Source organism: Amycolatopsis ultiminotia, from assembly GCF_039536925.1.
In the GTDB taxonomy this organism is placed as follows: domain Bacteria; phylum Actinomycetota; class Actinomycetes; order Mycobacteriales; family Pseudonocardiaceae; genus Amycolatopsis; species Amycolatopsis ultiminotia.
The window spans coordinates 1064864-1084698 of record NZ_BAAAZN010000001.1; the positions used below are offsets into that span (position 1 = coordinate 1064864).

Annotated in this window: 21 protein-coding genes and 1 pseudogene; 16 read left to right on the plus strand and 6 right to left on the minus strand. The window is 68.8% G+C overall.

Translation table 11 applies throughout. From position 1 onward, the window contains the following. Positions 1–524: 524 nt before the first annotated feature. Genes ABD793_RS04870 through ABD793_RS04895 form a run of 6 tightly spaced genes read right to left on the minus strand, consistent with a single transcriptional unit; the run spans position 525 to position 5213 of the window. Positions 525–773, minus strand: coding sequence for a hypothetical protein (locus tag ABD793_RS04870; RefSeq protein WP_344855697.1), 249 nt, complete (start codon positions 771–773; stop codon positions 525–527). A 32-nt stretch (positions 774–805) separates the two neighbouring features. Continuing rightward, positions 806–1033 carry a hypothetical protein gene (locus ABD793_RS04875; protein ID WP_344855699.1) on the minus strand — a complete coding sequence of 76 codons (228 nt, stop codon included), beginning with the start codon at positions 1031–1033 and terminating at the stop codon, positions 806–808. Positions 1034–1085: 52 nt separating this feature from the next. Continuing rightward, positions 1086–1817 (minus strand): enoyl-CoA hydratase/isomerase family protein, encoded by a 732-nt coding sequence (locus tag ABD793_RS04880; RefSeq protein WP_344855701.1) that lies wholly within the window; start codon positions 1815–1817, stop codon positions 1086–1088. A gap of 32 nt (positions 1818–1849) precedes the next feature. After that, on the minus strand, positions 1850–2896 hold the full coding sequence (locus ABD793_RS04885) for an acyl-CoA dehydrogenase family protein (protein ID WP_344855703.1): 1047 nt from the start codon (positions 2894–2896) through the stop codon (positions 1850–1852). Further along, positions 2893–4017: an acyl-CoA dehydrogenase family protein gene (locus ABD793_RS04890; RefSeq protein ID WP_344855705.1), complete on the minus strand. Its 1125-nt coding sequence runs from the start codon at positions 4015–4017 to the stop codon at positions 2893–2895. Before ABD793_RS04890 ends, ABD793_RS04885 begins: the two co-directional genes overlap by 4 nt. Continuing rightward, on the minus strand, positions 4014–5213 hold the full coding sequence (locus ABD793_RS04895; protein WP_344855707.1) for a CaiB/BaiF CoA transferase family protein: 1200 nt from the start codon (positions 5211–5213) through the stop codon (positions 4014–4016). Before ABD793_RS04895 ends, ABD793_RS04890 begins: the two co-directional genes overlap by 4 nt. Positions 5214–5396: 183 nt before the next feature. Between ABD793_RS04895 and ABD793_RS04900 the strand changes: the two genes are divergently transcribed. From ABD793_RS04900 to ABD793_RS04970, 16 genes and pseudogenes are all read left to right on the plus strand, one after another. Beyond that, positions 5397–6065 carry a GntR family transcriptional regulator gene (locus tag ABD793_RS04900; RefSeq protein WP_344855709.1) on the plus strand — a complete coding sequence of 223 codons (669 nt, stop codon included), beginning with the start codon at positions 5397–5399 and terminating at the stop codon, positions 6063–6065. 109 nt (positions 6066–6174) lie between these two features. After that, positions 6175–7257 carry a YncE family protein gene (locus ABD793_RS04905; RefSeq protein ID WP_344855711.1) on the plus strand — a complete coding sequence of 361 codons (1083 nt, stop codon included), beginning with the start codon at positions 6175–6177 and terminating at the stop codon, positions 7255–7257. Then, the gene (locus ABD793_RS04910; protein ID WP_344855713.1) at positions 7254–8090 is read left to right on the plus strand and encodes a mycofactocin-coupled SDR family oxidoreductase; all 837 of its coding nucleotides are present in this window, start codon (positions 7254–7256) and stop codon (positions 8088–8090) included. The genes ABD793_RS04905 and ABD793_RS04910 overlap by 4 nt, the downstream gene beginning before the upstream one ends. Before the next feature lie 16 nt (positions 8091–8106). After that, entirely contained in the window at positions 8107–8919 is an 813-nt protein-coding gene (locus ABD793_RS04915) for an SDR family NAD(P)-dependent oxidoreductase (protein WP_344855715.1), read from the plus strand. A gap of 106 nt (positions 8920–9025) precedes the next feature. After that, on the plus strand, positions 9026–9232 hold the full coding sequence (locus ABD793_RS04920; RefSeq protein WP_344855800.1) for a xanthine dehydrogenase family protein molybdopterin-binding subunit: 207 nt from the start codon (positions 9026–9028) through the stop codon (positions 9230–9232). Positions 9233–9522: 290 nt separating this feature from the next. Next, positions 9523–10137, plus strand: a pseudogene (locus tag ABD793_RS42620) (molybdopterin cofactor-binding domain-containing protein); the annotation flags it as partial. A 107-nt stretch (positions 10138–10244) separates the two neighbouring features. Further along, a complete protein-coding gene (locus ABD793_RS04925) occupies positions 10245–10607 on the plus strand; it encodes a hypothetical protein (RefSeq protein WP_344855717.1) in 363 nt (120 codons plus the stop codon). 112 nt (positions 10608–10719) lie between these two features. Further along, entirely contained in the window at positions 10720–11391 is a 672-nt protein-coding gene (locus ABD793_RS04930; protein WP_344855719.1) for an FAD binding domain-containing protein, read from the plus strand. A gap of 29 nt (positions 11392–11420) precedes the next feature. Continuing rightward, positions 11421–11756 carry a (2Fe-2S)-binding protein gene (locus ABD793_RS04935; RefSeq protein WP_344855721.1) on the plus strand — a complete coding sequence of 112 codons (336 nt, stop codon included), beginning with the start codon at positions 11421–11423 and terminating at the stop codon, positions 11754–11756. Between the two features lie 125 nt (positions 11757–11881). Next, positions 11882–12178 carry a hypothetical protein gene (locus ABD793_RS04940; protein WP_344855723.1) on the plus strand — a complete coding sequence of 99 codons (297 nt, stop codon included), beginning with the start codon at positions 11882–11884 and terminating at the stop codon, positions 12176–12178. Positions 12179–12471: 293 nt separating this feature from the next. After that, positions 12472–13533, plus strand: a complete 1062-nt coding sequence (locus tag ABD793_RS04945; RefSeq protein WP_344855725.1) for a sugar ABC transporter substrate-binding protein — start codon at positions 12472–12474, stop codon at positions 13531–13533. Then, positions 13530–15056: a sugar ABC transporter ATP-binding protein gene (locus ABD793_RS04950; protein ID WP_344855727.1), complete on the plus strand. Its 1527-nt coding sequence runs from the start codon at positions 13530–13532 to the stop codon at positions 15054–15056. Before ABD793_RS04945 ends, ABD793_RS04950 begins: the two co-directional genes overlap by 4 nt. Beyond that, complete coding sequence (locus tag ABD793_RS04955; RefSeq protein ID WP_344855729.1) at positions 15040–16071, plus strand: ABC transporter permease; 1032 nt, start codon at positions 15040–15042, stop codon at positions 16069–16071. Before ABD793_RS04950 ends, ABD793_RS04955 begins: the two co-directional genes overlap by 17 nt. A gap of 30 nt (positions 16072–16101) precedes the next feature. Beyond that, complete coding sequence (locus ABD793_RS04960) at positions 16102–17049, plus strand: cyclase family protein (RefSeq protein WP_344855731.1); 948 nt, start codon at positions 16102–16104, stop codon at positions 17047–17049. A gap of 48 nt (positions 17050–17097) precedes the next feature. Further along, a complete protein-coding gene (locus tag ABD793_RS04965) occupies positions 17098–17931 on the plus strand; it encodes a mycofactocin-coupled SDR family oxidoreductase (protein ID WP_344855733.1) in 834 nt (277 codons plus the stop codon). 25 nt (positions 17932–17956) lie between these two features. Further along, a complete protein-coding gene (locus ABD793_RS04970) occupies positions 17957–19480 on the plus strand; it encodes a CoA-acylating methylmalonate-semialdehyde dehydrogenase (protein ID WP_344855735.1) in 1524 nt (507 codons plus the stop codon). The last annotated feature ends 355 nt before the right edge of the window (positions 19481–19835 follow it).

Sequence of the window (19835 nt, forward strand, 5' to 3'; positions counted from 1 at the left end):
GAAGAACTTGAGCACGTCCTCCCTGTGCTCGTCAGCGACGTTGGGGATCTTGGGGTTCTTATCGACGGTGCCGGGGCCGTTGCGCTGCGCTCGGGTCAGCACAATTGAGCTCCCGGCGTTCGCGTGGCGATGACGAACGGATCGGCCTCGTTGACCTGTTCCCGCACCGGCCGGGATGTGCGATCGCGATCTGCGCCACTGTTCCCGGCTCTTCGTCGGTAGTCGGGCGGACGAACCCGGGGCGGTCCTTGGCCGACTTGTCCAGGTCGTCGCCGATCCGGTTGAGCTCGCGGTGGACGGACTCGCAGATGCAGCTCTCGTCCTGCCCGGAGTGTCCTCGATACTTGCCCAGATGCTCGGGAAGGCGCGTATGGCTGCCCCGGTCGGATCTCGACGCCCGGCCGGCGCAAGTCGGAAACGAGGAAGCTGGTCCCGTGGTGTCTCGGCGCGGCGGGGTCGGTGCGTACGAGCGCGTACACGTGCGTGGCGATCGACTCCGTTGGACGTCCACGTCGTCTGTCCGTTCAGGACGACTTCGTCCCGTCGAGACGTCCCGTGGTGCGCCGGCTCGTCAGATCGCTGCCCGCGTGCTGCTCGGAGAACCCCTGGCACGAAATGTCCGAGCAGTCGAGTACTCTCGGCAGCCAGTTTCGTTGCTGCTCCTCGGTTCCATGTACCAGCACGGTGCGTGCGCCGTGAATGAGCGCCATCTTGTTGAGCCGTTCGGGCAGTTGCCGATGGACGTACTCCTCATCGAAAACGGTCTCGCCCACAGGTCCGGCCCGAGGCCGCCGAACCACCGCGGTTAACCCGGTGCGGCGTAGCCAGCGTCGAACAGTCGGCGCTCCCACTCCAGTTGCTGCCACAGTCCTTCCACGGTCGCCGGTGGAGAAAGCTCTCCGGCCGGGGTGTTTTCGTCGGGCCAGGCCGACACCTCCGCGCGGAACTGCTCGTTCCCGGTGTCGAACTCCAGATCCACGTCGATCAGCCCCTTACCTTCGCGTCGTCCCGGGCCGGCTGTATATGAAGACATATGCAAAATCCAGGCGACGAGATGGCTCTCGACCGCCGTGCCGCGGAGAGGATCACCGGCCGGTGAACACCGGCTCTGCGCGGGTACGAGCGGCAGCTATGCCGATGCGGCTGTCCTCCGTGCGCCACAACCGGCGCTGCTCCTCGAGTTCGTGCGCGAGCGCGGCGCGCACTTCGGCGGCGAGCTCCGCACGCAGCGTCCGCTTGACAGCCCGCACGGCGAGGGGGGCCTGGCCGGCGATCTCCTCGGCCAGGGCCAGGGCCCCCGCGTGCTCTTCGCCCGGCTCGACGAGGCGGTCGGCCAAACCTGTCCGCCTAGCTTCTGTTCCGTCGACGCGCTGTGCGGTGACCAGCATGTCGAGCGCGCGCTGGTGGCCGACGATACGAGGCAGCGTCACCGACAGGCCGAAGCCGTGGTGGAATCCCAGCGCGGTGAAGTTGGCGGCGAAGCGGCTGGCGCGGGAGACGACCCGGAAATCGGCGGCGCACGCCAGACCCAGCCCGCCGCCCACAGCGGCGCCCTGCACCGCGGCCACGATGGGCAGCGGCAGGTCGAACAGCCGCGCGCCGTGTTCGTAGATCTCGGCGGCGGCGCGGTCCCGGTCGTCGGCCAGCGAGCCGGCCCCGAAGTCCGCGCCCGCGCAGAAGTGCTTCCCGGCCGAACTCAGCACGATGATTCGGACACCGTCCGCGGCGGACAACTGCTCGCCGAGGTCGGCCACCCGGCACAGAACTTCCGCGTCGAAGAAGTTCGCCGGACCGCGATGGATGACGATGTCGGCCACGAAGCCGACTCGCCCGACGGTCACATCCTCGGTCATGGCACCTCGATGTCGGGGTCGTGGTCGGAGACCGAGCGGGAAAACGAACCCGGCGCCACCGCGGCGCCGATCGCGCTGGAGAGCTCTCGCTCGGTGCCGAATTCGTGCTGCCAGGCGTTGAGCCGCCGGGTGTGCAGGTGCAGGGGGTACTCGCGGGTCATGCCGATCGCGCCGTGCGCCTGGTGGGCCGCACGGACAGCCGTGCGCGCCGATTCGTTCGCGACGAGCTTGGCCGCGAACGCCTCGAACCGGGCCGGACGACGGGCGGCGATGGCGGCTGCCCGCCAGGTGCTCATCGCGGTGATCTCGGCGGCCTGAGCGATGGCCACGGTGTGCGCCTGCACGGCCTGGAACCGGCCGATCGGGCGTCCGAACTGGACTCGCTCCCCGACATAGCGGCTGGTGAGCAGGTGGATGGCCTCGAGCGCCCCGGCCATCTGGCCGGTCCGCAGGAGCGCACCGCGAGCCCGCAGGTCAGCCGCGGTGAGCTCGGTATCCGCGTTGATCACCGCCGTCGCTTCGACCGTCAGGCGATCGCGAGGGAGACCGGCCGGATCGGTGCCGTCCTCACGTTCGTATCCCGACGGATCGACTGCGACGACCCGGCTCCGGCCGTCGTCGTCGGTCGCCAGCGCGACCACCAAGCCGGCGGCCCCCGCCCACGGAACGTCCCGGGCGGTGCCGCGTAGCTGATCGTCATCCAACCGGAAGGTGTTCACCGGCGCGACGGTGAGCGGGCCCTTCGGCACCGGAACACCAGCAGAGGCGAGCAAGTACGCGGCGAGCGCCGTCTCGGCAAGCGGGAGCGGCGCGGCGTACCGCGCCGCCGTCACCAGGACTGTCAGCTGGTCGGTCAGCGAGCCGCCGGAGCCGCCGCCGGACTCGTCGACCGCAACCAGGGTCAGGCCTAGTTGCTCTGCCGCGGCCCACAGCTCGCGCGGGAACCTGCCGCTCCGGTCGAAGTCGGCGGCCGCTTCGGCAGCGCTGCCGGCGAAGAACTCCCGCACGCCGGCAGCGAGGTCGGGGTCAGGGCTTGCGGTCATCGGCGGGCCAGACCTTTCGCGACGACGGAACGCAGGATCTCGTTGGTGCCACCGCGAATGGTCCATGATGGCGAAACGAGCACGGCGCGGGCGAGCAATCTTTCCCACGGATCGGGCGACGTGGGATCCGGTGCCCGGCCGAGGTGCCGCGCCACGAGACGGACGCAATCGGCCTCCCAGCCGGTGGCGAGTTCCTTAACCATGGCCGCCTCGGTCACGGGTGACTTACCCTCGTCGACGAGCCGGGCGATCGACAGCGACAGTCCACGTAGGGCCCACATCCGTGCCGTGATCGTCCCCAGGTCGGACTGGGCCACGCTGTCGTCCGCGGCGAGCCGACCCGCCCAGTGCTCGATGACCGGGAACATCGACATCCAGCGATCCACCCCGCCGCGTTCGAGCACGAGCTCGCCGGTGTTCTGGGCCCAGCCCGCGCCGGTCTCACCGAGTCGGTGCTCGTCGGCGAGTTCGACGTCCTCGAACGACACCTCGCAAAACTCGCTGGACCCGTCGATGAAGACGATGGGGGAGATGGTGAGGCCCGGCGTATCGCACCCGACGACGAACTGCGTGAGCCCGCCGTGGCGGTCTTCGGAAGTCCGGAACAGGCCGAGAATGTGCGTGGCCTGCGCGGCGCCGGTCGTCCAGGTCTTGGTGCCGTTGAGCACCCAGCGGTCGCCGCGCCACTGTGCGCGGGAGCGCAGGGAAGCGAGGTCGGAGCCGGAGCCGGGCTCGCTCATGCCGATGGAGAACGACAGCTCGCCACCGGCGATGCCGGGTAGGAGCTGCTGCTTCTGAGCCTCGGACCCGTGGCGTTCGATCATCGGCCCGCTTTGCCGGTCGGCGATCCAGTGGTAGGCGACCGGAGCGCCACGGGCCAGCAACTGCTCGACGACGACGAGGCGGTCGACGGCGCTGCGGCCGTGGCCGCCGTATTCGGGCGAGATGGCCATACCGACCCAGCCCTTCCGGGCGAGGTCGCGGGAGAAGGCGGGGTCGCACCCGCCGATGCCGAGCTGTACCGGGTAGCTGCCGGCGGGCAGCCGGTCCTCGAGAAAGGACCGGACTTCCGACTGCAACCGCAGTTCGTCCTCGGTCAGTTCGGTCGGGAGGAGATTCATCCGCGCGCCTCCGGTCGCAGGGTCGGGATTTCGGCTTCTTCGAAGGTGTCGCGGGTGTGCTCGCCGATCAACGGGGCATGACGGCGGAGCGCGCCGGGGGTGCGGGAGAAGCGCGCCATCTGCGGGATGACCCGGTAGGAGCCGGACGCCGGATGCGTCGCGAGCGGAAGGTCGTCGAGCAGGTTCTGGAGGGTGGCGACGCGGGTTGCGGGGATACCGGTCGTCGCGCAGAACTCCAGCCATTCGTCGGTCGTGCGGGCCGGAGCGATCGCGCGGATGTCACGGTAGAGGGCATCGGAGTTGCGCAGGGCCGCCCGCCGGTCGGCGTAGCGCGGATCGCGATCGGCGTCAGGAACCCCGGCAGCGGCGAACATCGCCGCGTAGTGCTTCGGCAGATAGGGAAACAGGTGAATCTGGCCGTCCTTTGTCTTGTGGGGACGGCGTTCTGCCGACAGGACGCGCGGATAGCCTGCGGCCGGCTCTCCGGGGTAGGCGATCGGCGGTTCGGCGATCCCGCCACTGCCGTGTTCGGCGAGCATGAAGGCGGCAGTCGCCTCCTGCATCGAAACCTCGACGTGCTGGCCTTCGCCCGTCCGTTCGCGGTGCACGAGCGCGGCGGTGACCGCCTGCGCGATCACCAGTCCGCAAACTTTGTCCGTGAAGATCGTCGGCAGCAGCGCGGGCTGCCCCCACACTCGTTCCATCATGTCCGAGACACCGCTGGCGGCCTGGATGATGTCGTCGTAGGCGGGATCGTTCGCGCGTGCGGTGTCCAGCGGGAAACCCTGTGCCTGGCAGTAGATCAGGCCGGGCCGCAGCGCCGAGAGCGTCGAATAGTCCAGGCGCAGGCGTTCGAGCGCGGCCGGCCGCATCGTGGCGACGACGACGTCGCAGGTCGCGGCAAGCCGCTGCGCCGCGAGCACACCTTCGGGCGTCTTCAGGTCGAGACCGACCGAGCGCTTGTTGCGCAGCAGGTTCAGCGCGATGCCGGAAAGTTCCGGATGGGGGCCAGGCCCCATCACCCGGTTCGTGTCGCCGTCGTGAGCCTCGACCATGAGGACGTCCGCGCCCTGGTCGCCGAGGATCTGGGTCGCGAGCGGGCCCATGATCACCCGGGTCAGGTCGAGGACCCGGATGCCGTGCAACGGTCCGGCGGCAGGTTCCCGAGGGCCGACCTGGGGGTCATCACTGAGCACATTCGCCTCCACTACTGGTTCTCCGTCGGCAGCCGAGCAAAACTATACAGTTTTGTATGCATTTCTGTCGATGGGTGACCCGTCGTGCTTCGGGTGGACGTGGCCGCGGCCGGGTATGCCTGTAAGCTGTGGATGCAAAGTTTTATCCACTTCCGGCCGACGGTCTTCGCGTGAGGGGTTCGCATGGGCAAGAGCACCGATCCTGTGACGGGCTCCGGGGTCGACAAGTGTCTTGCCGCGATCCGCTCGATGATCCTGAGCGGCGAGCTTCTGCCGGGGCAGAAGGTGCAGCAGGCCGCCCTGGCGGAGGCGTTGGGTGTGAGCCGTATCCCGGTCCGTGAGGCGTTGTCGCGGCTGCAATCCGAAGGGATCGTCGAGCACAAGTCGAACACCGGCTACACGGTGGCGCGGTTCAATAGCGAAGATCTCGCGGAGCTCTACCTCATGCGCCGTCTGCTGGAGACCGAGCTGGTGAAATCGGCCGATCTCGCCCGTGTCGACGTGGCTGCCATGCGGAAGCTGCACACCGAAATGGTGGCGGCCGCCCGTGCGCAGGACCCGGAGGAGTTCCAGCGCCTGAACCGGCAGTTCCACTTCGCGATCTTCGATGCTTCTCCGCTGACGCTGGTGCGTCAGGAGCTGCAGCGGTTGTGGTACATGTCCGACTTCTACCGCTCGCTCTACCTGTACGAGCTCGAGACCACCCAGCGCCTGGTCGCCGAACACAAGGCCATCATCGACGTGGTGAAGGCACAGGACTCGAAGCGTCTGCTCAGGGAGCTCGACGCGCACCGCGCCGGGACGGAGAAGCTCGTGGTCCGCCGCCTCGGGCGCCGCCGCCAGCCGGCCTGACCGCCCTTCCGGACAGTTCGAAGTATCCCGGCTCAGGCTGATGGTGTACGCTTTTTCGTATACATATTTGCGTGCACGCGAGGTAGTACGGGCTGACAGAGAGGTTGGCATGACATCGACGACCTACACTGCGGGGACATTACTGGTCTCCAGCTCGACGGCGAAGAACCTCGACTTCTTCGACCTCCGGTCAGGCCGGAAGCTCGGGACCATCACCGACCTCCTCGCTGAACCCCACGAGATCGCCTACGACGCCGGCCGACGTAGGGCGTACATCGCGCACACCTACCGGCACGGTGTCTACGACCAGGACGTGCCCAAGTCCCACGAGATCACCGTCGTGAACGTCGATGACCGGGCTGTGGAGTCGGTGATCGACATCGCGCCGTACCACGCGCCGCACGACGTCGAGTACGACCCCGAGCTCGACTTGATCATCACCGGCGTCGAGAACTTAGCAGGCAGGCGCGGCGTGGTGCTGATCAACGCGACGACGCACGAGATCGAGGCGGGCATCGCGACCGACGCCCGCAACTGCCACTGGCTGGCGCTCGTGCCGGGCCGGAAGGTGTACGTGACCCACAAGGAGGCGCCGATCATTTCGGTCATCGACCTGGTCGGGCGCCGGTTGGAAGGAAGCATCGAAGTGCCGGGCGGAGCCGAGGAGATCGATGCCGCTCCCGAGGGTGACTTCGTCTATGCCGTCACGCCGCGCATGCCGGTCGAGGTGGACCTGGCCAGCGGGCATTTCTTCCGGCCGGAACCCCAGCCGGGAGATCCTGTGCCGCGGATCGTCAAGATCGACGTCGAGACGAACGCCGTCATCGACGAGATCCAGTTCGGCAACCACCAGATGGGGATCCGCGCCGGCTGTGACGGCCGGGTGTACGCAAGTTCCATGAACAACCGGGTACGACCAGGACCCGAAGCCGATCTGAGTGCCCTGCCCCGCACCGACGGGGTGCTGAACATCCTTGACGCCACGGACATGTCGCTGGTCGGCACCGTGACCGTGGACGCGCTGCCCATGACGATCCGCGTGTCGCCGGACAACGCGACGGCGTGGGTCGCGAGCCTGGCCACCGGCCGGGTGGCCGTCGTCGACGTGGCCGGCCGGCGCCGGATCGCCGACCTCGACAACAACGCCGGAGGCTCCTACGGGGGCACGCACGGAATGGTCTTGGTGCCGTGAAGCGCTATGCAGGAAAGACGGTCGTCGTTTCCGGTGCGGGTCGGGGGCAGGGCAGGGCGCATGCGCTCGGCTTCGCCGGGGAGGGCGCCAACATCGTAGGGTTCGACATCTGTGCGGATCTCGCCTCTTCGGCGATACCCCTCGCGCGCGAAGAGGACCTGGCACAGACCGAGAAGCTCGTGCGGGACGCGGGCGGGAACATCGTTACCATGCAGGCGGATGTCCGTTCGCGCGAACAGGTTTCGGACGTCTTCGCCGAAGCGAGGCGCCACTTCGGCCAGGTGGACGTGGTGCTGGCGAACGCGGGCATCCTCGGTCACCTGGCCCCGACCTGGGAGATCGACGACGAGGTCTACCAGGACGTCGTGGACATCGATCTGGTGGGTGCCTGGCGAGTGGTCAAGCACGGCGTCCGGGCGATGCTCGACGACGGCGTCCGCGGATCCGTGCTGGTTACCGGATCCGGCGCGTCCACCAAGGGATCGGCCAACCTGGCGCCTTACGTCGCAGCGAAACACGGACTGGTGGGCCTGGTCAGGACCGCCGCCCGGGAGCTGGGGGCACACGGGATCCGGGTCAACCTCGTCACACCCGGCAACGTGCGCACGGCGATGGTGGTCAACGAGCCGGTGTATCGCGTCTACTTCCCCGAACGCGAGGACCTGCCGAGCGACGCGGAATTCATCGAGCGGGCCGGTGGGATGAACCCGATGGGCGAAGCTTTCGTGGAGCCCGAGGACGTCACCAGTGCGATGCTGTATCTCGCCTCCGACGATGCACGGCACGTAACCGGTGTCGTCTTCCCCGTCGACAGTGGACAGAGCATTCCGTGAACCGAAAGGTGGATTCATGAGCCTCGCCAGGACCATTCTCGTCACGGGTTCGACGGACGGGGTCGGGCGGCGGGTAGTCGAAAAGCTCGCGGCCCCGGGTACTCATCTCCTCGTGCACGGACGTGACGAGGTGCGGGGCAAGGAGGCGGTCGAGGCCGTCGTCCGCGCCGGCGGTACCGCGCGGTTCTTACGCGCCGACTTGGCCTCGTTGGACAAGGTCCGCGACCTCGCCGCGATGGTCGGCGCCGAGACGGAGCATCTCGACGCGGTGATCAACAACGCCGGCATCGCCCAGGTGGACGGCCCGCGGCGGACCAGCCGCGACGGTCATGAACTGCACTTCGCCGTCAACTACCTGGCGCCCGTGCTGCTGACCCGGTTGCTGCGCCCCTTGCTCGGCGGTGGACGGCCGTCCCGGGTCGTCACCCTCACCTCGGCCGCGCAGAACGCGATCGACTTCGACGACGTGATGCTCGAGCAGGGCTACTCCGGCTACCGCGCCTACGGACAAAGCAAGCTGGCCGACATCATGTTCACCTTCGACCTGGCGGACGACCTGGCCGGGACGGGCGTCACCGCCACTTGTCTGCACCCGGCCGACCACATGGACACCGCGCCGGTGCGCGCGGCGGGCATCACTCCGTCGAACTCAGTGGACAAAGGTGCCGACGCCACGGTCGCCCTCGCGGTGGATCCCGCGCACGAAGGCCGAACCGGCGCGTATTTCAACTGCCGCAGGGAATCCCGCGCGAACAGCCAGGCCTACGACCGCGCGGCACGGCGGCGCCTCCGCGGGCTGACCGAAGACCTGCTGGGGCTCGACACCTGAGGTCGCCGGACGCGATGACCACCGATCGATGCGCGGCCCGGCCGGAGCGCCAAGCTGACCGGGCGCCCGGCCGGATCAGCGGCGCCGGCAGCACGGCGGCCGGATCCTGACGGGGCACGCGCAGTTCCCCGACGACGTGACACTGCTCGGCATGCTGTACGCGGCCTTGGGTCGCAGTTCCCAGCCGTACGCGCGCATCGTGTCGATCGACACCACGGCGGCTGAGAGGAGCCCCGGAGTGCGGGTCGTGCTCACGGGGGAGCGTGCGGCCGCGTTCGCCAAGCCGGTCCCCACCTCATGGACCCCGGGCTGATGGGGTGCAACACCGCCGAGTTCCCGGTGCTCGCGACGGACAAGGTCCGCTGGGGCGGAGAGACCCGGTCGTTGCCGTTGCCGCCGATTCGGCTGCCACGGCTGGGGCCGCCGCATATGCTCCGGACACGGCTCTCCAACGTGCTCGACGTATCGGAAGAACGGGTCCTGTCGTGGTGACCCGGATGGCCGGTGCGGTCGGGCCGAAGTTCGTGGGCTACCCGGAGGAAGTCCTCGTCTGCGTCCTGAGCCGAATCGCGCGCGTGCCGGCGAAATGGGTCGAGATCCGCCTTGCTGGCCGGCGCCCGGGAGTTCGTCCACGACATCGGGTTCGATCCCGACGGCGTCCTACGCGCGCCCAGGGTCCGCATGCTCGCGAACTCCGGCTGCCTCGCGTCGTGGAGCGGGCGGGGACTGACAGGCATGGGGAGCTTCAACTTCCCCGGACGCTACCGGTGCACCGACTACGAAGTGGACGGTGCCGCCGTGGTGACCAACAAAGCCCCATGGGCCGGATCTCTCGGCTACGGCAAAGAAAAGGCAGCCATCGTCCTCGAACGGGTGATGGACCTGATCGCGGCCGAGCCCAGCCTCGATCCGGCGACCGTCCGCTTCCGCAACTTCCAGTCCCCGAGGGGATTCCGGCTCTCCGCCGAAGGCGGCGAGCTCATCGACACCCTGCCCCGGGGCCACGACAGCGCGACGGCCCGGATGCACCCCGGCGGCACCGTCAAGGTGCTCACCGGCGTCGCCGATCCGGGCACCGGAAACGAGACGACCATCGGCTACCTGGTGGCACGGGAGTTCGGGATCGGGACCGGCCAGGTCGAAGTGGGGGAGGGGCGACACCGATCGGTGCCCTACGGGTTCGGCTCGTTCAGCAGCCGCGCGGCCACCGCGAGCGTGGACGCCGCCGCGGTCCGCCGATCCGCGGGCACCTGGCGCTCGCCGCCGGAGAACAATGGAGTTGCCCGGCCGATCAGGTGGAGTTCGCCGGCGGCCTGGTGCGGAACGTGGCAAGGCCGGACGAGTCGATTACCTTTTCCGAACTGGTCAGGACCGTCTGCACCTGCGGGTCGACGATGCACGGGATCAACCACGGCCACCTCGAGGCCACCGAGCTCGCCGGCCCGCGCAACTTCCAGTACGAACCCGACGCGCAAGGCCGGACGAACTTCTACCCAGCCTACCCGTTCACCGAGGTGGCCGAGGTCGACCGGGAAAAGGGAGCAGGGGAGAGTGGCATGGGCGCCGGGGTGGCCGCGGTGATCGGTGCGGTCAACGACGCTGTAGTCCCGCTCGGAGCGAGGCTGCACGAACTGCCGCTCACCCCGCCCCGGGTGCTGAGCGCGGTGAAAGGGGTGACGCTGACATGATCCGGACCCGCCTTCGGTACCACCGCCCGCGGACACCGGCTGAGGCCGCCGAGGTGCTCCTGGCACCGCACGGGAACGTCGCCGTGCTCGGCGGGGGCAGCTCCTGCCGCGGATGACCAGGCAGCTGATCGAAGCCGAGCACGTCGTGGACCTCAAGGACCTCGGCTTGGCGGGCATCCGGAGAGTCGACGGGGCGGTGGAGATCGGTGCGAGGGCGACGTACTCGGAGGTGCTCGGTTCGCCCCTGCTCCGGGAAGACCTGCCGTTGCTGCCACGCACGGCCGACGGCGTCACGGGCGGGCGCCAGCTCACTCTGCAGGCGACTCTGGTCGGCGCGGCGTGCCTCGGCTTCCCCAGCGCCGATGTGCCCGGCGCACTGGCCGCACTCGACGCCCAGGTTCGGATCGAGGGTCCGGACGGCGGGCGCACGATCGGAATCACGGACTTCCTGGTCGACGCCTACACCATCGACCTGCAACCCGGCGAATTCGTCCGGTCGTTGCGGTTCGCCCCACCACCTTCAGGCGGCCGCTGCAAGGTCAAGCACAGCAGCGGGTCGTGGCCCTTCGCGACAGCCGGCGCGGTCCGCGTCGTCGTCCGGGCGGCCCAGGCCGTTCCGGTCATCGTGCCCGTCGACGCCGCGGACGACCCCGCCGAGCTGACGAACCGAGTGACCGCCGCGATCGCGGTGCCCTGGTCCGCTGTCCCCGCTTCGGGGAAGTACCGCGCGGAAATCTCGCCGGTGGTCGCGCGCCGGGCAGCCGGGGAACTGGTGGGAGGCTGAGACGGGCGGGAACGACGCGGACGATCGAGTTGACCGTCAACGGCGAGTCGCGGTCGGCCACGATCGAAGACCGCGGGTTGCTGGTCGACCCGGTCCGGTCCGAGCTGCACCTGACCGGGACGCACGTCGGTTGCCGCAACGGCGACCGCGGCGCTTGCACCGTTCGCGTGGACGGCTGGATCGCGAAGTCGTGCCTGGTGCGCACCCCGGCCGTCGACGGGCCCGGAATCACCACGTTCGAGGGGATGGCGCCGGACGGCAGGCTCGGTGACGTCCAGCAGGCGTTCTGGGACGCCGACACGTTCCAGTGCGGACTCTGCTTCGTGATCGAGGACCTGCTCGAGTCCACTCCGGACCCATCGTAGATCGAGATTCGCCGTGCGCTGGGGAGAAATCTCTGCCGGTGCACGGGCTAGGTCAACCTAGTCGGGGCGGCGCAACTGGCCGCACAACGTCGCCGCGACGCGAAAACAGCGGAAAGAACGGCTTCATGAGCAACACACGGGTGGAGCACCGCACCTCGCAGGACTGCCTCATCGCGTTCGTCCTCGTCGATCGCGGTATGCCCGATCCCGAGGCGGATCGACGACCGCTGCGGGCGTGCCCGTCCTGCCCGTCAGCTGCCGGGTTCAACGCAGCGACGCAGCAAGCTCTCGTACTTTCCCCGTTGGGGGCCCAGGTGGCGCCGGAAAACGTGCTGAGCCCGGCGCTGTTCCTTGCCTCCGGTCACGCGCGGCACGTGACCGGACAGGACGTGAATGTCACCGTCGGCGTGATCATGTACTGACGGCTCGAACGGCAGCGCTCGCAGACCGGACATTCACGTCCGCGCGGGCGTCGGGTGCCGTTCGGGTCAATACGCACGGACCGGAAGCGGACGCCCTGGCCGTCGGCGGCCTCCGGCCGCAGAATCCCGCCGAGTGAGAGCCGGCCGCGGCACGATGCCGAACCGAAATCTCCCGATGTTGACAAGCGTCGAGGCGGATCCTAGCGTTGCGCCTGCACTTTTGCATACATTAAAGGATGCACTCGGCCGTCGGGTCGGTCCCACGGGCGCCGCTCCGGAACAGGGAGACGAAGATGTCACCTAGAACTGGCAAGATCCGCCGTTTCGGCGCGCTCCTTCTCGTGTTACCGATCTTGACCTCCGCTTGCAGCGGTTCCGGCGGAAGTCCGGCGAATGCCAGCGGCCCCAAGGCCCTGACGCACGCCGAGCCGTACACCGGACCAGAGGCGGGGCTGCCCACCCGGTACCCCGAACCCACGAAGACCAACGCCGGAATCAACGTCGGTATCGCTTGTGCCGCGTGCCAGATCCCCGGCGTCGCCCTCGGGGCGAGCGCGGCGCGCAAGACGATCGAGGGACTTGGCGGCCGTGTCACCCTGCTCGATGCGGGCGGTGACCCGCAGAAGCAGCTGAGCCAGTTCCGGCAGTTCGTTGCCCAGCGCGTCCAGGCGATCATCGTGCAACCGCTCGTCGAGACCGCGATGGCACCCGCTTTCGTCGACGCCCGGGTCGCGGGTATTCCGGTGATCACCATCGGTTCTCCGGGTGACACCACCAAGCCGCTGCTTCCCGGCGTCACGAGCAACGTCACCTTCGGGCTGGACCAGGCGGCGTTCACCAAAGCCCGGTATCTGGCGATGAGCCTCCCGAAGGATGCCGAAATCGGCGTCCTCGGGTACGGCGTGCCGAGCGACTCGGTGAAGTACGGCGTTGATCGGACCGAGTACTGGGCACAGCAGTTCGGCCTGAAGATCGCACAGCGCTCGGACGTGCCCGACCTGACCATCAACGCGGGCCAGGTCGCCGGGACCGCCATGCTGGAGCGCAACCCCGGCATCAAGGCGGTCGTCTCGTTCACCGATGCGATCACCGCGGGCGTACTCGTCTCCGCGCGCCAGTTGAACAAGCGCGATGTCATCGTGTGCGGCACCGACTACGACAAGAACGGCTACCAGGCCGTGTCGACGAAGAACGGCAGCTGCAGCGTCCGGTGGAACTGGGAAGGTCTCGGCAAGTCCGTCGCCCAGGCCGCGTACCTCGCGGCGACGAAGCAGACGACCCCGCCGGTGGTCAGCGCCGGCGGCGGGACTCTGGTGACGAAGGACAACTACGAGCAGGTTCCGGTCGTCGGATGACCACCACCCGGAATCCGGTCCTGCAGCTGCAGGGCGTGCACAAGAGCTACGGCAATCTGGTTGCACTGAGCGACGCCGGGCTGACGGTGACCGCGCCGGGCGAGGTCCACGCACTCGGCGGGGAGAATGGCTCCGGCAAGTCGACGCTGCTCGGTGTGCTCTCCGGACAGACCCGCCCCGACAAAGGCGAGATCCTCCTCGACGGCCGACGCGTGAGCTTCCGCAACCCGGCGGACGCGATCGCGCATGGCATTTGCATGGTGTCGCAGGAGACTTCGATCGCGCCGGACCTCACCGCGGGAGAGAACGTCCTGCTGGGCAGGCTCGAGCGGCGCTGGTGGGGCGTCGACCGCAGTTCCTCGGTGGACACGGCCCGCGGCTACCTGGGCCGGCTCGGCTCCCGGCTGGACCCGCGGACGCCCGCGCGCGAACTGCGCGCGGACCAGCTCCAGATCGTCGAGATCGCCAGGGCACTTTCGATGAACGCGCGGATCCTGATCCTCGACGAACCCACCAGCTCCCTGGCCGCCGACGAAGCCGACGCACTGCTGGAGGCCATCGACGAACTGCGCCGCGACGATGTCGTCGTCCTCTTCGTCTCCCACCGCATGCCCGAGGTCTTCGCGATCGCCGACCGGATCACCGTGCTCCGGGACGGCTCGGTCGCCTACACCGGGCCCGCCGAAACGCAGTCGGCGGAGACGCTGGTGACGGCGATGCTGGGTGAGGCCAAAGCGGCCCACGACCGGGAACTGTCCGACACCAGGACAACCCGACTCGGCGATGTCGCGCTCGAGGTCTCGGACCTGACTGCGCCCGGCGCCTTCGAGGACATCGGCCTGTCGGTCCGGCACGGGGAAATCGTCGGCCTGGCGGGCCTGGAGGGCGCCGGCCGCAGCGAACTACTGGAAAGCCTCTTCGGCGTGCGTCCGGTTACCGGCGGCCGGATCTCCGTCGACGGTCGGGCGTTCACCCCGCGTAACCCGCGAGCCGCGATCGACGCCGGCGTGGCCTACCTGCCCCCCGATCGCAAGGAACGCGGCCTGGTCCTGTCGATGAGCACCCTCGGCAACGCCGGCATGGTCGGCACGCTCGGCCGGAAACGCTGGCGACGGCCGGCCGTCCGGCACGAACAGGGCCTGATCGGGGACCTCGTCCGGCGAACACGACTGCGAGTGAAAGCCCCGCACGAGCCGGTCGGCACCCTCAGCGGTGGCAACCAGCAGAAGGTGAGCTTAGGGAAGTGGCTCGTCGCCGGGCAGCACATCCTGCTCCTGGACGAGCCGACCCGCGGTGTCGACGTCGGAGCGAAGATGGAGATCCACGCCCTGCTCCGGGCCGCCGCGGACGACGGCGCCGCGGTCCTGGTCAGCTCCTCGGAGAACGAGGAGCTGCTCGCAGTGTGCGACCGCATCCTCGTCATGGCCCGGCGTCGCGTGGTGGCGGAAGTGAGTGCGGCCGGAGCGACGCTCGGCGAAGTCACCCGGTTGTCGAGAGAGGGAGTCCATGAGCCAGTTGACTGATCTCGAACCCGTCGCCACCGAGCCGGGCCCGCAGTCGAGTCGTGGCGCGCGCGTCGGCCGGAGGATCTGGAACTCGTCGCGGCGGGCCCGGCCGGTGCTGGCCGTGGACGTCGTGCTGGTGCTCGTGTTCGCCGTTACGCAGCCGATGTTCCTCGACCGCGACAACCTGCTCAACCTCCTGGTGAGCACTTCGGTGCTCGCGGTCATCTCGATCGGGCAGACGTTCGTCCTGCTCGGCGGGGCAGCCGATCTGTCCGTGTCGGCGATCGCGACGCTGTCCGGGTACCTGCTGGGCAAGGCCTTGGCAGCACACGTCCCGGCTGGGCTCGCCCTCGCGGCCACCCTGCTGTTCGGGACCGCGCTCGGGGCTGTGGTGAACGGCTTCCTCGTCGGCAGGCTGCGGCTGTCGTTCCTCGTCGTGACGCTCGCATCGATGACGGCGTTCACCGGAGCCGTCAACCTCTGGTCCGACACCAAGTCCGTCTTCGTGACCGACGACGTGGTCGCGGCCATCGCGCGAGACGACTTCTTCGGCGTGCCGGCGCCGCTGTGGGTTACCGGCCTGGTCATTCTCGTCGCGGCCTACATCCAGAACTTCACCATGTACGGCCGGGACATCTACGCCGTCGGCGGCAACCAGGCCGCCGCGCGGCTGTCGGGAATCCGGGTCGAGCGAGTGGTGATCGGCATCTTCGCGTGGGCGGGCCTGTGCTCCGCGATCGGCGGGCTGCTGGTGGTCGGCCAGATCGGGGTCGCGTCTCCCACGGTCGACGCGAACCTGCCGTTGATGACGATCGCGGCCGTCTTCCTCGGCGGCGCGAGTCTCGCCGGCGGCGCCGGTGGTGTCGGCGGCACCGTGCTCGGGGTCGTGTTTCTCGGAGTGCTGCAGAACGGCCTGAGCCTCGCCGGAATCCCGAGCTTCTGGCAGCAGGTGCTGACCGGGGCGATCCTGGTGCTCGCCGTTCTCGGCGATCGGCTATCGGGAAAACGACTGCGCTTGCGGCGAACCACCTGAAACTTCCGCGAATCTCGAAAGGACTGTCCAATGGATACGCCGTACAGCGAATTGCCGGTGCGGGAGGGCGTGCGATCCTCCTGGGGCCTGTGGGGGCCCGAGGACCGGTTCGGCGCGCTCAACCTCGTCACCGAAGCCCGGACCAAGGCAGGCGCGGCGGAGGTGCGCACCGGGCGGGCCTTCCCGTTGAACCTGGAGCTCGAGCTGCCGGACCCGCCGCTCAGCGGACGTCCGTCGTTCGCCTACCGCGTCGTCCCGGTCGCCGCCGAACTGGGCAACGACGACGAATACGACCAGTTCAACGTCCAGGCGAGTTCGCAGATCGACGGATTTGCCCACGTGCGACACCCGAAGCTCGGGTTCTACAACGGCCTGGCCCGCGAGGACCACGGAATGCACTACTGGGCGCGGCGGGGCATCGCGGCGCGCGGCGTGCTCGCGGACGTCGCCGGCTGGCGGGAGCGCCAAGGCCGTCCGCTGGCGCAGGGGACCACGGATCCCATCACCCCGCACGACCTGCTCGCCACCTTCGACGACCAGGGCTCCGTCGTCGAGCCGGGTGACGTGCTCCTGGTCCGGACCGGATTCGTCAGCTGGTATCGCGGCCTCGGCCGAGCGGAGCGTGAAGCGTTCACGACCGAGCTCCGGATGCCGGGGCTGGCGCAGGGCACGGACATGGCGCGGGCACTGTGGGACCTGCACCCGAGCCTGGTTGCCGCCGACAACATGGGGCTGGAGGTATGGCCGCCGAAGGCCGACCCGGCGGATCTGATGGGTGATCCGGAGGCCGCGGAGGAGCGCTTCCTGCACACCGCGCTCATCCCGCTGCTCGGCATCCCCATCGGTGAACTCTGGGACCTCGACCGGCTCGCGGTCGACTGCGCGGCGGACGGTCGCTACACGTGCCAGGTGGTCTGCGCCCCGATGAACAAGGAAGGCGGCATCGCCTCGATGGCGAACGCAGTCGCCGTGAAGTGATATTCTGACTGCAATAATGCATACATTTTGGGGAATGAGGAGGTTCCGATGGGCCGGATGGCAGGCAAGGTCGTACTCGTCACGGGTGCCGCGCGCGGCCAGGGACGGGCACACGCCGTCCGTCTTGCGCAGGAGGGGGCGCGCGTGGTCGCGCTCGACGCGTGCACCACCTACGACCACATCGACTATCCACTGCCGACTCCGGCAGACCTCGACGAGACCGCGAAGCTGGTCACGGCCGAGGGCGGCCGGATCGAGACGATGATTGCGGACGTCCGGAACTCGGCGGAGCTCGACGCCGCGGTCCGGCTTGCGATCGACAGTTTCGGGACGTTGACGACCGTGTGTGCGAACGCGGGGATCGGCGGGGAGCGTGGCACGGTGTGGACCACGCATGAAGAGGTCTGGCGGACCGTGCTCGACGTGAACCTGCTCGGCGCCTGGAAGACCGTCCGCGCCGCGATGCCGACGCTCATCGAGAACGGTGGCGGATCCGTCGTCCTCACGAGTTCTCTCGGCGGTATCCGGGGCCTGCGGCACACGTCGGCGTACGTGGCGGCCAAGCACGGCGTGGTGGGCCTGATGCGCACCTTGGCGAACGAGGCCGGGCAGTACGGCATCCGCGTCAACGCGGTCCTGCCGGGAACGACGAACACGCCGCTGGCGATGAACTCCGCGACCTTCCGGCTGTTCCGGCCCGACGTGGCGGACCCGACCGTCGACGACGTGCGCGAGACCATGCAGGGCCTTGCCTTGCTTCCCACGCCCTGGGTCGAGTCCGAGGACGTCGCCAATGCCGTGCTCTGGCTCGCCAGCGACGAAGCCCGGTTCATCACCGGCGTCGAGCTGCCGGTCGACGGCGGCTGGCATGCCAAGTTCTAGAAGACGTTTCCGAAAGGACACCCCCATGACGACCGAGACCATCACCCACTGGGCCGGAGGTGCACCGGTCCGCGGCACCGGCGAGCGTATGTCGGAGGTCACGAACCCCGCCACGGGGCAGGTCACCGGTCACCTGACGCTCGCCTCCGGTAGCGACGCCGAGCACGTCATCGCCTCCGCGAAGGCGGCGGCCGGGCCGTGGCGCGAGACATCGCTGGCGCGCCGGACGCGCATCATGTTCGCGTTCCGGGAGCTGCTCAACGCCCGCCGGGGTGAGCTGGCCGCGATCATCAGCGCCGAGCAGGGAAAGGTCCTGTCCGACGCCGAAGGCGAGATCGCCAGGGGGCAGGAGGTCGTCGAGTTCGCCTGTGGCACCTCCCACCTGCTCAAGGGCGGTCATTCCGAAGGCGTGTCGACCGGTGTCGACGTGCACTCAAAGCGTGATCCGCTCGGGGTGGTCGGCATCATCTCGCCGTTCAACTTCCCTGCCATGGTGCCGATGTGGTTCTTCCCGATCGCGATCGCCGTGGGCAACACCGTCGTGCTCAAGCCCAGCGAGAAAGACCCGTCAGCCGCCGTCTGGCTGGCCCGGCTCTGGAAGGAAGCGGGTTTGCCGGACGGGGTGTTCAACGTCTTGCACGGCGACAAAGAAGCCGTGGACGCTCTGTTGCGCAGTCCGGATGTCGAAGCGATCAGCTTCGTGGGGTCGACGCCGGTCGCCCAGTACGTCTATGAAGAGGCGACTCGGCACGGGAAGCGGGTGCAGGCCCTCGGGGGCGCCAAGAACCACATGGTGGTGCTGCCGGACGCCGATCTCGACCTGGCCGCGGACGCCGCGGTGAACGCGGGTTACGGAAGTGCCGGCGAGCGGTGCATGGCGGTCAGCGTCCTCGTCGCGGTCGGGTCGGCCGGGGACGAGCTGGTGGCGCGGATCGCAGACCGGACCCGCACCCTGGTGGTCGGCGACGGTGGCACCCCGCCGGCGGGGGAGCGGGAGGCCGACATGGGCCCGCTCGTGACCAAGGCGCACCGGGACCGCGTCGCGTCGTTCATCGAGTCGGGCGCGCGCGCCGGCGCCAAGATCGTCGTCGACGGCCGCGAGGTGTCCGCCCGCGGAGCCGAAGACGGCTTCTGGCTCGGCCCGACGCTCTTCGACCACGTTTCGACGGACATGGAGATCTACCGCGAGGAGATCTTCGGGCCGGTGCTCTCCGTCGTCCGCGCCGAGACCTACGCCGAAGCGGTCGAGCTCGTCAACGCCAATCCGTACGGTAACGGGACAGCGGTGTTCACCAACGACGGCGGGGCGGCTCGCCGCTTCGAAGCCGACGTCAACGTTGGAATGATCGGAGTCAACATTCCGGTCCCGGTTCCGGTCGCCTACTACTCGTTCGGCGGGTGGAAGCGCTCGCTGTTCGGTGACACTCACGCGCACGGCACCGAGGGAGTGCACTTCTTCACCCGCGGCAAAGTCGTGACGACTCGATGGACCGATCCGGCGAGGCGGCCGGAGGACGGTCTGGCACTCGGGTTCCCGGTCAACGTCTAGCTTTGTGAGGCCTTGATGTTGGTGACGCCTGGGTGGAGCCGGGTGGCTGGGGGCCGGTTTCCGGCGGCGGTGTGTGGTCGGTGGTAGCTCTTCTCTGGCAAGCTGCCTCTGGTGTTGCGGCCCGATGGTCGACACCTCGATGGGCGCGGTGCCGCAGTAGGACGCAAGGTGGCGGGAGCTGGGGGCCGGTCGAGCGATCCGACACGCGTTGCTCTGGGGCGGCGATCTTCTTGTCGGGATGACGGACTTCGGCGACCAGGTCGACTGCGTGGGCACGGCGGGTAGCACGCTCGGCGGGTCCGGCCGGGCAGCGTGGCGGCGCGATCGGCGGTCAACGACGCTGGGGCTCCGCCGT

What these genes read in the sequence shown, in the direction of transcription:
- ABD793_RS04875 (WP_344855699.1), bottom strand. Translation starts at nt 1,033, where the DNA reads ATGTCTTCATATACAGCCGGCCCGGGACGACGCGAAGGTAAGGGGCTG.
- ABD793_RS04885 (WP_344855703.1), bottom strand. Translation starts at nt 2,896, where the DNA reads ATGACCGCAAGCCCTGACCCCGACCTCGCTGCCGGCGTGCGGGAGTTC.
- ABD793_RS04890 (WP_344855705.1), bottom strand. Translation starts at nt 4,017, where the DNA reads ATGAATCTCCTCCCGACCGAACTGACCGAGGACGAACTGCGGTTGCAG.
- ABD793_RS04900 (WP_344855709.1), top strand. Translation starts at nt 5,397, where the DNA reads ATGGGCAAGAGCACCGATCCTGTGACGGGCTCCGGGGTCGACAAGTGT.
- ABD793_RS04905 (WP_344855711.1), top strand. Translation starts at nt 6,175, where the DNA reads ATGACATCGACGACCTACACTGCGGGGACATTACTGGTCTCCAGCTCG.
- ABD793_RS04915 (WP_344855715.1), top strand. Translation starts at nt 8,107, where the DNA reads ATGAGCCTCGCCAGGACCATTCTCGTCACGGGTTCGACGGACGGGGTC.
- ABD793_RS04930 (WP_344855719.1), top strand. Translation starts at nt 10,720, where the DNA reads ATGACCAGGCAGCTGATCGAAGCCGAGCACGTCGTGGACCTCAAGGAC.
- ABD793_RS04940 (WP_344855723.1), top strand. Translation starts at nt 11,882, where the DNA reads ATGAGCAACACACGGGTGGAGCACCGCACCTCGCAGGACTGCCTCATC.
- ABD793_RS04945 (WP_344855725.1), top strand. Translation starts at nt 12,472, where the DNA reads ATGTCACCTAGAACTGGCAAGATCCGCCGTTTCGGCGCGCTCCTTCTC.
- ABD793_RS04950 (WP_344855727.1), top strand. Translation starts at nt 13,530, where the DNA reads ATGACCACCACCCGGAATCCGGTCCTGCAGCTGCAGGGCGTGCACAAG.
- ABD793_RS04955 (WP_344855729.1), top strand. Translation starts at nt 15,040, where the DNA reads ATGAGCCAGTTGACTGATCTCGAACCCGTCGCCACCGAGCCGGGCCCG.
- ABD793_RS04960 (WP_344855731.1), top strand. Translation starts at nt 16,102, where the DNA reads ATGGATACGCCGTACAGCGAATTGCCGGTGCGGGAGGGCGTGCGATCC.
- ABD793_RS04965 (WP_344855733.1), top strand. Translation starts at nt 17,098, where the DNA reads ATGGGCCGGATGGCAGGCAAGGTCGTACTCGTCACGGGTGCCGCGCGC.
- ABD793_RS04970 (WP_344855735.1), top strand. Translation starts at nt 17,957, where the DNA reads ATGACGACCGAGACCATCACCCACTGGGCCGGAGGTGCACCGGTCCGC.